The following is a 13419-nucleotide window of genomic DNA, read 5'->3' as shown; positions in this document are numbered from 1 at the left end:
ATGTTAAAGATAGATATTCACACGCATATATTACCGAAGACCTGGCCTAATTTACGTGAAAAATACGGATACGGTGGTTTTGCTAGTTTAGACCATCATAAATGTGGCTGTGCCCGAATGATGGTTGATGAAAAGTTTTTTCGTGAAATAGACCATAATTGTTGGGACCCTAAAGTTCGACTTGACGACTGTAAAAAGCACCATGTAGACGTACAAGTACTTTCAACGGTTCCTGTGATGTTTAATTACTGGGCAAAACCTAAAGATACTCTAGATTTATCGATGTATTTGAATGATCACATTGCCAGCATTGTTAACGACCACCCTAAGCGTTTTGTAGGATTAGGTACTTTACCGATGCAATCGCCAGATCTTGCAATAAAAGAGCTGGAACGTTGCATGAAAATTGGTTTAGCGGGCATTCAAATTGGTTCTCATATTAATGAATGGAATTTAGACCAAAAAGAGTTATTTCCTATTTTTGAAGCCGCACAAGATTTAGGCGCTGCTGTTTTTGTTCATCCATGGGACATGATGGCGAAAGAAAAAATGCCTAAATATTGGTTACCCTGGCTTGTTGGTATGCCTGCGGAGTCAAGCTTAGCGATATGTTCGATGATCTTTGGCGGCGTACTACAACGTTTACCTAAACTTAAAATAGCCTTTGCTCATGGTGGTGGCTCATTTCCGTCTACAATTGGTCGTATTGAACACGGTTTTAATGTTCGTCCTGATTTATGTGCGGTTGACTGTTCTATTAACCCACGAGATTTTCTTCCGCAAATTTATCTAGATTCATTAGTACATGATGAATTAGCACTGAAATATTTAGTCGATTTGATGGGGCCAGACAATATTGCCTTGGGTACTGATTACCCATTTCCATTGGGTGAATTAGAACCAGGAAAGCTTATCGAGAATAGTCAGTTTTCTGATGATATTAAAGAAAAGTTACTGCATGGCTCAGCGCTTAAATGGTTAGGATTATCAAAAGAGCAATTTTTATGAGTATAGCGAACACGAAAGTTAACGTAAAAAATAGCACGATAAAAATAACCATAGAACTTCAAAATGCTAGTTATCAAGTCAATATAGCAAACTCATGGTCATTGGCTATTCCTGTTAACTTTAATCAACCAACGCAACAACCTAATCACTTTTCTGCAAATACGGCTCTAGCCAGTCCAATGCAAGTGGGGGATTTTATTGGTGATACGAAACAAGGTGGCAGTTGCAATGTAAATGAATTGACGATTAATCCGCATTGTAATGGCACTCATACCGAATCTATCGCACATATTTGTGATTTTTCGATGAACACTCATGCTGTCAGTAACCGTATAAATAATGAAACGCAGGTAAAGACATTAGCAGAACTTAACTTACCCGCGTTAATGCCCTGTGCTGTAATATCATTAACACCTGAATTAGCGATAGAAAGTAAGGAGAATTACAGCCCTGACTTTTCTAAGCATGATGTCATCATCAGCAAATCTGCACTTAAGAAAGCACTTGTTGATTATCACAATGAGCAATTACAAGCGTTGGTTATTCGAAGTTTGCCAAATAACAGTAGCAAAAAACAACAAGCTTATAACAGTGAGAACCAACCTGCTTTTTTCAGTCGTGAAGCCATTTTATATTTGAATGAACGCGGTGTTGAACACCTAATAGTAGATCTACCATCAATTGACCGCTTGCATGATGAGGGATTAATGACTTGTCATCATTTATTTTGGCAAGTTAATGAAGGTAGTCAGCAAGTAAACGAAAATAGCTTAGTGAATAAGACGATTACCGAAATAGCGTTTATTGATAATGAGATCCCTGATGACTTTTATTTTATCAATATTCAAACACCTGCTTTTCATAATGATGCAGCACCAAGTCGCCCTGTCTTATTTTCAGCAAAAGAATTTAATGCTAAAGAAATGAGTAAATAACTTATGACTATTACTAATAAAACAATAAAAAATAATAAAACGACATTAGCATACGCCCAAGAACTTGACCTTAATGATCCGTTAGCGAAAATACGCGACCAGTTTTCCATTCCTAAACAAGCCAGTGGTCAAGATGAGTACTACTTCACAGGAAATTCTCTTGGTTTACAGCCAAAGCTCGCCAGAGAATATGTCATTGAATTACTTGACTCTTGGGGACAACGAGGCGTAAAAGGTCATTTTGAAGGTGACTTCCCTTGGATGCCCTATCACGAACTTTTAACCGAGCAATCAGCATTATTAGTGGGTGGTAAAAATGAAGAAGTGGTGATGATGAATTCATTAACCACAAACTTACATTTAATGATGGTGAGTTTTTATCAACCCCAAGGTAAACGTACTAAAATACTGATTGAAGATCACGCGTTCCCTTCTGATCATTACGCCGTGGAATCTCAACTAAAACATCACAAACAAGATGTTGGTAAGAATATGCAGCTGTGGACACCAAGAGCAGGCGAAGAGCTATTAAATCATGATGATTTGTATCAAATAATTGAACAACAAGGCGATGAAATAGCACTAATATTATTACCGGGCGTTCAGTACTACACTGGCCAAGTGCTGGATATGAAAACCATCACAGAAAAGGCGCACGCGAAAGGTATCATGGTGGGTTTTGATTTAGCCCACGCCGTTGGCAACATCGAAATGGAACTGCATAACTGGCAAGTAGACTTTGCATGTTGGTGCAGTTACAAATATTTAAACAGTGGTGCAGGCTCTGTTGCTGGTTGTTTTGTTCATGAAATCCATAGCACTAATTCAAACAGTGAAACGCAAGTGAACCGCTTTGCGGGTTGGTGGGGACACGACAAGTCAACCCGATTTAAAATGGAAAACAATTTTAAGCCTATTGCTAGTGCTGAAGGTTGGCAATTATCAAATCCTCCTGTGTTGTCATTAGCCGCCATTCGCGGGTCACTTGATACCATAAAAATGGCAGGTGGGATCAGAGAGCTTCGCAAAAAATCAGTCAAGCTTACCCAATATATGACCGAATTAATCGCCAGTGAACTCGGCGATAAAATTCGTATTATCACCCCCAGCAACCAAGCTGAACGGGGTTGTCAGTTATCGTTAATGATTAATGTTAAAGGCCTTGACGGCAAAGCTATGTTTAACGCATTAGAAGAAAATGGCGTAACCACAGATTGGCGTGAACCCAATGTTATTCGAGTGGCTCCTGTGCCACTTTACAATCAGTTCCAAGATATTTATCACTTTGTCCGACTTTTAAAGGAGTGTTTACAATGAGCGTAAATGTTATATCTAAACCTGCCAATGAAACTAACATCACGGTAGCTGGAGCTGGTCCTATTGGCGCACTGCTTGCAATAATACTCGCTCGAAAAGGCTATAATATTAATTTATTTGAATCTCGCCCAGATTCTCGCCAGCATGACATATACCAAGGAAAGTCGATTAACATTGCCCTATCAGACCGTGGTTGGCTAGCCTTAGAAGCCGTTGGTATTGCTGAAAAAGTGCGTAAAGAAGCGCTTCCTATGAAAAAACGTGTCATGCATGGCGTTGATGGAACGATAACAGAACAAGCTTATGGAAAAGACGACCAAGCTATTTGGTCGGTATCGCGCGCGGGGATTAATGAACAATTACTTAATTTGGCAGAAAAAGAAGCAAACGTAGCGTTGCACTTTGAAAAAAGACTTACTCATGTTGACTTTACTACAGGGTGTTCATCTTTCAGCTTTGATGTCGCACAAAGTAAAGGTCATATTGAAATTGACGCTGATTATATTTTTGGCGCCGACGGTGCTTTTTCAAAAGTGCGCCGCCTTGCCCAAGAAACGCCACGTTTTAGCTATAGCCAATCTTTCATGCCTCAGTCTTATATCGAATTAACGATCCCAGCAAACGAAAACGAAACAGGGGATTCGCGCTTTAAAATGGAAAAAGAAGCTCTGCATATTTGGCCAAGAAAAGATTTTATGCTTATAGCTCTGCCCAACCCTGATGGTTCGTTCACTTGTACATTGTTTATGAATTATGAAAGTAAACATGAAGGGGAACATTCATTTTGCAACTTAACAGAAAGAAGTCATGTCATTAAATTTTTCAACGAAAATTTTGCTGATGCAATGCCGATATTAGCAGACCCCATCGACGACTTTATGTCCAAGAAAGCTAGCCCACTCTTTTTAGTTAAAGTAGACCCTTGGGTGATCAACAATAAAGTCGCATTAATTGGTGATGCTGCCCATGCAATGGTGCCTTATTACGGTCAAGGCATGAACTGTGGTTTTGAAGATTGCCGAGATCTTGGTGAAATTATTGATCAATATAAAGGTCAATGGTCTGATATTTTTCCTGCTTATCAAAAACAGCGAAAAATAAATGCGGATGCTATTACTGAATTAGCTCAGCGTAATTTTGTTGAAATGAGTGAGCTCTCTGGTGACAGTAATTTTCTATTGCAGAAAAAAATTGAAGCTAAATTTCATCAACTTCATCCTGAGCTTTGGGTGCCACTTTATTCTATGGTAACCTTTTGCCCACAATTGCCTTATTCGCAAGCATTAGCAATCGGTGATCAGCAAAAATTAATTATGGCTGAAATAATGCAAATTCCCAACATAAATACATGCTGGGAAGACGACTTTATTTACCAAAAACTTCGACAACTTGTCTGTGCACAAGATAAAAACAAGGGAAATCACCATGTCTAATTCAGGCTGCCCTTTTAGTGGTGATGCAAATAAACGTGAACTAGAGCAAGATATTCATACCGATTTCAAGGATGATATGTCTTATAGCGATTACTTGCAGCTTGATCAGATATTATCAGCTCAGCAACAGTTATCGAACGAGCATGATGAAATGTTGTTTATTGTTATCCACCAAAGTAGCGAACTATGGCTAAAACTTGCTGGGCATGAATTAGCCAAAGCGCTGGAATGTTTACGCGCGAATGATTTTGGTCCTGCATTTAAAGTTATCGCCCGCGTAAAACAAATATTCATCCAGCTGACCCAGTCATGGAATATTCTGTCAACTCTTACCCCCGTTGATTATTTGAAGTTTCGTGATGATTTAGGCCGTTCATCAGGCTTTCAATCGCACGGTTATCGAAAGCTAGAATTCCTTCTCGGTAATAAAAACAGTGACATGCTCAAAGTACACAAACAAAATAATAAAGCTTATCAAGAACTAAAGTTATTACTCAATAGTCCAAGTCTATATGACGAAGTCATTGTTACATTAGTGAAAGCAGGCTTTAACATTGACGATTGCGTGCTCAATAGAGATGTGACTCAAGCTTACCAAAGTAATGAAAGTGTCGTAAAAGCATGGTTAGCGGTCTATCAACAACCTGAGAAGTATTTTGAATTATACGAACTGGCCGAGAAATTGGTTGATATCGAAGATTCTTTTCAACAATGGCGTTTTAAACACATGTACACCGTACAACGCATTATTGGCTATAAAGCAGGAACTGGAGGTTCTTCTGGGGTAAGTTTTTTAAAAAAAGCGTTAGAGGTTAGCTTTTTTCCTGAGTTATTTGAAGTGCGAACACATTTATAGAGCGGCTTAGCTTCAAATTAGGAACAGATATAAAAATGCACTCATCAACTGAGTGCATTTTTTATTGGCTAAAATTAACGATTAATTTTTTACAGCATTAATCTCTAAATTTTTATTACCGTCTTTTTCGCGTTTTTTACGGGCTTTCTCAGACTTCAATTGCATCTGTTGTTTTTGCAACGATGAAATATCTCGTGGCATAGGTTTACGAGGCATACGCTCGTCAGCCATTGCCGCTTTATATAAGAATCCCGCAAGGATAACTGAGGCTTGTTTTAAATCAGCTTCTACGACATGGTCAATCGAGTCAATGTGGGTATGATGTAAACGAGAGCCATAATCTAACTTGTCTTGAATAAACTGGAAACCGGGTAAGCCAACATCATCAAAAGACTCATGGTCAGTACCACCGGTACTTTTATTCGTAACCGTACCTGTGCTTAGATCACTATAAGGACTAAACCAATTGCTAAATATTGATTTTGCCGCAACATTACCCTCAGTATAGATACCTCTGAAACGGCCACTGCCGTTATCCATATTGAAATACACCGAGAATTTTTCATGATCGGCTTTAGTTTCAATAGGCCAACCTTGGTCTTTCCATAGGTAACTTGGCAGTGCTTGTTCATTCTTATCACTTGGTTTAGGACGAGTCGCAAAGTGTTCCTCAACATAAGATGATGAACCAAAAAGGCCTTGCTCTTCACCAGACCACAACGCTATTCGTATAGTACGTTTAGGTTTAAAATCTAGTGCTTGAAGAATACGAACTGCTTCCATAGACACGGCAACGCCAGCACCATTATCTACAGCACCATCACTGGCATGCCAAGAGTCTAAGTGGCCACCGACCATAACAATTTCAGGATTTTCATCACTGCCTGGGATCTCTGCAATGGTATTATAAGCGTTACGGTCTTCATCATAAAAACGTGCATCAATATTGAGTGACAATTTTGGTGTTTTGCCGTTATCAATCATACGAGACAATGAGTTGTAATGCTCAGCTTCAATAATCATCGCAGGTACCGGAAATGTTTTCCCTACACGATGGTCACTACCAAAAACGTTAATTAAACCACCTTGTCGCCAACTACGATATATAACACCCGCAACTTTTTCATCTTTTAAAAATGTATTTAATGACTTACGGAAATTATAACGCTGCATCGCGCTATCTCGTCGGTCAGCCGAAACCCAAGGAGAATGACTTGGCGAGCTCATCACATCAAAATCTTTTAGTTTGGAAAGCTCTCCAGAGTCATAACGTTTGAAGACACTATTTTCAGGCGCATCAATATTTTTTCCTGCGCCCATCATGATAATTTTACCTTTAAGCTTACCTTTATATTGTGCTAAGTCTGCAACTGAACTGGCATCAAAAATAACAACATCGCCTTTTACTTCTCCTTTGGTTCCTGGTGTCCAAGCAACAGGGATACCATGTAAAGAAACTTCACGAGGACTTAAAACATCGATTGAAGCAGAGTCATGTGACCAACCTCTACCAAACTCAAAAGGGTCTAAGTAAGCATTTTTTAGTCCCCAACCTTTAAGTTTTTCTAAGGTCCAGTCATTCGCTTTTTTCATTTGAGGTGAGCCTGATAAACGTGGCCCTATTTGGTCAGTAAGTTGTTCTAAGGTGTGCATAACTTCAGAATTATAAAAGCCTTCTGCTCTTATTTTATTGGCCATATCTAAATCATCACTTGCGTAAGCAGTCGATAAAGAAAGACATAATAAAGATAACCCGAATTTTTTCATTATTGTTCCCTAATTATTATATTTTTTGTCATCGTTAATTTAGTACAAAAAAATAGAATAAAAAAGACGGATAAGACGAAATCCATTGAATTAGAGACCATTGGTTTTAGAAGATAAAATATCCTGACACTATAAAAATATCAGCATATTTGTTTATTTGTTGCAAACCGACAACAACCCACATAAAACCAATAAAAATCAACAAATTAAATTAATCATATAAAAATAAAATATCGAATTTATTGAAATTAGACTATGGTACAATTTATAAAAATAAATACTTTCTATTTAGAAGTTTGTATAATTTCGACTAACCTAATAAGTATTAAAATAACAATAAAACTCAGTTTACATAAAAAACATCGCACTCTTGGAGAAAATTAATGAATTTGTTCAAAAATTCCGCTTTAGCTACAGCCGTTAAACTTGCTGTATTAACATCATCAGTTGGATATTCTGCAGCGACTTTAGCTGAAGAAGTAAAAGAAAAAGTTGTTGGCCTAGAAATCATTGAAGTAACAGCCCGTAAAAGAGTAGAAAACGTTCAAGAAGTTCCTGTAGCTATTAGTGCGCTCCAAGGTGAAAAGCTGAATGTATTAAGTTCTGCCGCTATGGACATTCGTTTTTTAAATGCCCGCGTGCCGAGTCTTTCTGTTGAATCTTCTTTTGGTCGTACTTTTCCACGCTTTTATATGCGTGGTTTAGGTAATTCTGATTTTGATTTAAATGCATCACAGCCGGTTTCTTTAGTCGTTGATGAAGTTGTTCAAGAAAACCCAATTTTGAAAGGTTTTCCAGTATTTGATGTTGGCCGCGTAGAAGTGTTACGTGGTCCACAAGGTACACTATTTGGTCGTAACACACCTGCCGGTTTAATTAAGTTTGAATCAGTAAAACCATCACAAGATTTTGATGGTTTTGGCTCACTTTCATACGGTAGTAAAAATACTACCGATATGCGTGCTGCTGTTGGAGGTGGTTTAACCGATAAATTATCTGCTCGTGTTTCGTTACTCAATCAAACTAGAGATGACTACATAGATAATCAAGCACCCGGTTTTGAACAAAAAGAAGTTTTAGGCGGCTACACTGACAAAGCGGCTCGTATTCAATTTCTTTATGAAGATGACGCTTTCACCGCATTATTTAATTACCACATGCGCGACTTGGACGGCAAACCTGTTGCTTTTTATGCCAATGCTTTTAAACCTGGAAGTAACGAACTGGTTAATAATTTTGAAAGAGATACTGTTTACCATGACTCTGCATCAAGAGCGACACAACAAGTTGAAACCGAAGGCGGCAGTTTAAAATTAGAATTTGAATTAGGTGAATTTACCCTAACGTCAATTTCAGGTTATGAAAGTGCCGAGTTGTACTCGCGTGCCGATGTTGATGGTGGTTATGGTGCAACCGCTGATTATTTCCCTGGCGCTTCTGGACCAGGCACAATAGGTGTTGAATCAGAAACCGCAGATGCTATTCCAGACCATGAGCAACTAACACAAGAAATTCGCCTATCAAGTAATTTTGACGGTCAGTTCAACTATCAGGTAGGCGCTTTTTACTTTAACGAAGATTTAACCATTGAAAGCTTTGCCTTCGATCCTTTATTTAGCGGTGGCGCCCAAACCGGTTATGTTATTCAAGAGCAAGAAACGACTGCATGGGCTGTTTTTGGTTCGTTTGATTATGACTATAACGACAAAACCTCAGTAACGTTTGGCTTACGTTATTCTGATGATGACAAAGACTATAGCAACCAAAGAACTAAATCACCTTTATCATTTTTAGGTTTCCCTGATGCTGTCTCTGGTGAAGTAAACCCAAGCGATTCACATGTTAGCTGGGATATCAGTGTTACGCATAAATATACCGATGACATAAACTTATATGCACGCATTGCCGACACGTTTAGAGCGCCAAGTATTCAAGGACGTTCGTTATTTGCTTTTGGAAATGGTATTTCTGTTGCTGACTCAGAAACTATTTTATCTTTAGAAACGGGTGTTAAATCTGATATTTTAGACGGCTTTGGTCGTATTAATGCCTCGGTCTTTTATTTTACCATGGATGATCAGCAACTAACCTCTGTTGGTGGTGGTGGCAATACCGCGAGTTTACTTAACGCTGAAGAAACAACCGGCTACGGTTTTGAAATTGATTCAGAATTTATGCTAACCGATAATTGGTGGTTAACGGCGAGTGTCAGTTATAACAATACCGAAATAAATGACAGTGACTTAGCCGTCGCTGCTTGTAGGTTATGTACTATTACCGATAATTTCTACACCGATGATTTGGGTAGTAGATTTGCCGAAGTAGACGGTAATAGCTTACCACATGCGCCAGAGTGGATTTTTAACTTTACCTTACGTTATTCTGTTGAAGTTGCTGATGGTGAATTCTATGCTTACACTGATTGGTCTTACCGAGATGACATTAGTTTCTTTTTGTATGAATCAAAAGAATTTAATGGAAAATCATTATTTGAAGGTGGCGCACGTACCGGTTATACCTGGGACGGTGATAACAAAGAATATGAAGTTGCCTTATTTGTTCGTAACATAACGGATGAGCAAATCGCTATTGGCGCTGTAGACTTTAGTAACAATACCGCTATTGTTAATGAAGAACGCTTTTTTGGCGCTGAATTTAAAGTTAATTTCTATTAAGCTAAACGCATAATATTAATGATAAAGGCGACTATGATTAGTCGCCTTTTTTATTGTTAATGCCAAGGTAAAAGGCTAAGCAACGTCAGAAATTCAGGCCTTAGTAAGCTAATTTAAAAAGTAATTCTCCTAAGTCGGGTTGCCACTGAAAATCTTTTAATTTAATTCTGCATCCAATAATCACAACTTGTTCGTCTTGAAGTAGATTTCTTTGTTTGGCAAAAAGTTCACTATCAACGGGGAATGAAATTTTTCCCTGAGAATTAATCACTCTATGCCAAGGTACATTTTTCCCTTTCCAACCATTATCAGGTATTTTTCCTAACGCTTTTCCAACGAGCCTTGCTTTACCAGGTAAGCCGGCTAAATCAGCTATTTGACCATAACAAGCCACCTTTGAATACGGGATCGCTTGTACCGTTTGCCAAATACGTTGGTAATTAGCGTTAGGTGGTGGTTGATTTTTTAACATTGCCTACATCCATATAATTTAAACGGTTTAATTGCTTCGGTAACATCCATAAAAAAATGATCTTTAGATGATAATAATTGATGAAAAGTAGCCGTTATATTTTTATGATCGACAGATGTTAATTCATTCATTAAAGGCTCTATATTTTCCAAAGTTAAACTATTATAACTGCCTGCTGGTATATTAAAAAATAAGTCAGTTTTATTTTTAAGTCGTAAATAGCCTGTCAGTTAATCTATAGGCAGACATAGCCTAACAACAAAACTTTACCCCTATTGAAAGACATCTTTTTTGTGTATAATCGCGCGCAATTGACACACCAGCTTAAATGCACGACCAAGGATTATCCTATACTTACAGCAAATAATATCACCCAACAATTTGGCGCAAAACCGCTTTTTGAAAATATTTCACAAAAATTTGGTGGCGGTAACCGTTACGGTTTAATTGGTGCAAATGGTTGTGGTAAATCAACACTAATAAAAATATTAGGTGGTGATTTAGAGCAAACCTCTGGAAATGTTAGTTTAGACACTAACGAACGTTTAGGTAAATTGAGCCAAGACCAGTTCGCTTTTGAACACTTCAGTGTTATCGATACGGTTATCATGGGTCACACCGAATTATGGGCTGTAAAAGAAGAGCGTGACCGCATCTATGCTTTGCCTGAAATGAGCGAAGCAGACGGCATGAAAGTCGGCGATTTAGAATCTGAATATGCTGAGATGGACGGTTACAGTGCTGAAGCGCGCGCTGGCGAATTATTAATGGGTGTTGGCATTCCTATTGATCAACACTATGGTTTAATGAGCGAAATAGCGCCTGGCTTCAAACTACGTATTTTATTAGCACAAGCGTTATTCTCAGATCCAGATATATTATTACTCGATGAACCAACCAACAACCTTGATATTCATACTATTCAATGGTTAGAAGAAACATTGAATGCACGTGATTCAACCATGATCATTATTTCGCATGATAGACATTTCTTGAATAGTGTTTGCACGCATATGGCTGATTTAGATTACGGTGAACTTAGAGTTTTCCCAGGTAACTACGACGAATATATGCTTGCGGCCACTCAAGCTCGCGCTAATTTACTTGCTGACAATGCTAAGAAAAAAGCACAGATTGGTGAGCTTCAAGCATTCGTTGCACGCTTTTCAGCGAATGCTTCAAAAGCGAAACAAGCCACTTCTCGCGCTAAACGCATAGATAAAATTCAGCTTGAAGACGTAAAACCTTCAAGCCGTACCAATCCATTTATTCGTTTTGAGCAAGAAAAGAAGCTATTTCGTAATGCTTTAGTCATTGAGAAATTAAACAAGCACTTTGATGATGCGCATATTTTAAAAGATATTTCTATGCTGGCTGAGGTCGGTGAACGTATTGCCGTAATTGGTGAGAATGGCATAGGTAAAACAACCTTTTTACGAACGTTATTAAGCGAAGTCGGCTACGAGTCAACGTCGGGAGAATTTACTTGGTCTGAAAATGCTAATATTGGTTATTACGCACAAGATCATGAGTTTGAATTTGAAAATGACATGACATTATTCGAATGGATGAGCCAATGGCGCCAACCTACTGACGACGAACAAGCTGTACGTGGTTATTTAGGACGATTATTATTTTCTGCCGATGATATTCTAAAATCAGTTAAAATATTATCCGGTGGCGAGAAAGGTAGAATGCTTTTTGGCAAACTGATGATGCAGTTACCTAATATCCTTGTAATGGACGAACCAACCAACCACATGGATATGGAGTCTATTGAATCGCTTAATATGGCTTTGGAAAATTACGAAGGCACCTTGGTATTTGTTAGCCATGACCGTGAATTTGTTTCAAGCTTAGCAACACGTATTATCGAATTAACCAAAGACGGTTATATAGACTTTGCCGGTACTTATGATGAGTACTTAGCAAGTCAAGCGTAGACGCAAATAACACCGTCTATACCAATAGATAAAACACTGATCAAAGAGTGTTTTATCTATAACTTCCCCTCCCCATTTTAGATTAAGGAATTCCTTTGCTCAGTTATCGTCATGCTTTTCACGCAGGAAACTTCGCTGATGTTTTAAAACATTCAGTGTTAACACTCGTACTTGAATATATGGTGCGAAAAGATAAAGGCTTTACTTATATTGATAGCCATTCTGGTGCAGGTATGTATTCGCTCAACGATGAATATGCACAGAAAACAGGTGAATACAAAGACGGCATTGCTAAAATTCTTAATGCGGTAAGTGATGAAAATTTCCCTGAGGCATTAACGCCTTATGTTGAATTATTGCAACAATTAAACGCTGAAAATAGCGAGTTAGAAATTTACCCAGGGTCGCCAGGTATTGCCAAAAAACTGATGCGCCGCCAAGACAGTGCTCACTTATTTGAGTTACATCCTACCGACATTCAACATTTGACTGAATTCTGTACGCGTTGGAATAAGTCACATGTAAAACAGTCTGATGGTTATCAAGGTATATTAGGCTTAGTGCCACCGCCAAGCCGTCGAGGCGTTGTACTTATCGACCCACCTTATGAATTAAAAGAAGATTACGCTAAAGCGGTTAAGACTATCGTAAAAGCGTATAAAAAATTCAATTCTGGTACCTATATCCTCTGGTATCCGGTGGTTACCCGTGAACGAATTAACGCCATGGAAACAGATTTTTCACGCAGCGAAGTAAAAAATTTACTGCAAGTTGAGTTTTGTTTACATGCCGACAGTGATAAATATGGGATGACTGGTACGGGGTTATTTATTGTTAATCCTCCTTGGCAGTTAAAAAAACAACTAGAAGAAATACTTCCTTTTATGAAAGCAAAGCTAGGTGAAGCTAGCACAAGCTTTACTTTACAACAGCTTATTGCTGAATAATACACTGCTGAACTACACTTTATATAACGATATAACGCAATACCTTGCACTGTAAAGCACCCACTT

The 13419-nt window shown here is 38.3% G+C and carries 10 protein-coding genes; 8 read left to right on the top strand and 2 right to left on the bottom strand.

Annotated features, from left to right (window positions below; all coding sequences use genetic code 11):
• From H4J39_RS18265 to kynA, 5 genes are read left to right on the top strand one after another with little or no spacing between them, the layout of a single operon-like run.
• Nucleotides 1-1008: an amidohydrolase family protein gene (locus H4J39_RS18265; protein ID WP_182229756.1), complete on the top strand. Its 1008-nt coding sequence runs from the start codon at nucleotides 1-3 to the stop codon at nucleotides 1006-1008.
• A complete protein-coding gene (locus tag H4J39_RS18260) occupies nucleotides 1005-1943 on the top strand; it encodes a cyclase family protein (RefSeq protein WP_182229755.1) in 939 nt (312 codons plus the stop codon). Before H4J39_RS18265 ends, H4J39_RS18260 begins: the two co-directional genes overlap by 4 nt.
• Before the next feature lie 3 nt (nucleotides 1944-1946).
• On the top strand, nucleotides 1947-3260 hold the full coding sequence (gene kynU / locus H4J39_RS18255; RefSeq protein ID WP_182229754.1) for a kynureninase: 1314 nt from the start codon (nucleotides 1947-1949) through the stop codon (nucleotides 3258-3260).
• Nucleotides 3257-4693 (top strand): NAD(P)/FAD-dependent oxidoreductase, encoded by a 1437-nt coding sequence (locus H4J39_RS18250; protein ID WP_182229753.1) that lies wholly within the window; start codon nucleotides 3257-3259, stop codon nucleotides 4691-4693. Before kynU ends, H4J39_RS18250 begins: the two co-directional genes overlap by 4 nt.
• Complete coding sequence (gene kynA, locus H4J39_RS18245) at nucleotides 4686-5549, top strand: tryptophan 2,3-dioxygenase (protein WP_182229752.1); 864 nt, start codon at nucleotides 4686-4688, stop codon at nucleotides 5547-5549. The genes H4J39_RS18250 and kynA overlap by 8 nt, the downstream gene beginning before the upstream one ends.
• Before the next feature lie 81 nt (nucleotides 5550-5630).
• On the opposite strand, the gene H4J39_RS18240 is transcribed toward kynA, so the two are convergent.
• On the bottom strand, nucleotides 5631-7316 hold the full coding sequence (locus H4J39_RS18240) for a M20/M25/M40 family metallo-hydrolase (RefSeq protein ID WP_182229751.1): 1686 nt from the start codon (nucleotides 7314-7316) through the stop codon (nucleotides 5631-5633).
• Between the two features lie 383 nt (nucleotides 7317-7699).
• Here H4J39_RS18240 and H4J39_RS18235 point away from each other — a divergent pair, with 383 nt between their 5' ends.
• Nucleotides 7700-9991, top strand: a complete 2292-nt coding sequence (locus H4J39_RS18235; protein WP_182229750.1) for a TonB-dependent receptor — start codon at nucleotides 7700-7702, stop codon at nucleotides 9989-9991.
• 100 nt (nucleotides 9992-10091) lie between these two features.
• On the opposite strand, the gene H4J39_RS18230 is transcribed toward H4J39_RS18235, so the two are convergent.
• On the bottom strand, nucleotides 10092-10463 hold the full coding sequence (locus tag H4J39_RS18230; protein WP_182229749.1) for an MGMT family protein: 372 nt from the start codon (nucleotides 10461-10463) through the stop codon (nucleotides 10092-10094).
• 350 nt (nucleotides 10464-10813) lie between these two features.
• Between H4J39_RS18230 and H4J39_RS18225 the strand changes: the two genes are divergently transcribed.
• Together H4J39_RS18225 and H4J39_RS18220 are read left to right on the top strand one after the other, a co-directional pair.
• Nucleotides 10814-12406 carry an ABC-F family ATPase gene (locus H4J39_RS18225; RefSeq protein ID WP_182181596.1) on the top strand — a complete coding sequence of 531 codons (1593 nt, stop codon included), beginning with the start codon at nucleotides 10814-10816 and terminating at the stop codon, nucleotides 12404-12406.
• A gap of 95 nt (nucleotides 12407-12501) precedes the next feature.
• Entirely contained in the window at nucleotides 12502-13353 is an 852-nt protein-coding gene (locus tag H4J39_RS18220; RefSeq protein WP_182223203.1) for a 23S rRNA (adenine(2030)-N(6))-methyltransferase RlmJ, read from the top strand.
• Nucleotides 13354-13419: the final 66 nt, after the last annotated feature.

This window comes from Colwellia sp. Bg11-12 (genome assembly GCF_014076955.1).
Classification (GTDB): domain Bacteria; phylum Pseudomonadota; class Gammaproteobacteria; order Enterobacterales; family Alteromonadaceae; genus Colwellia_A.
This window is presented reverse-complemented; position numbering and strand designations above follow the sequence as displayed.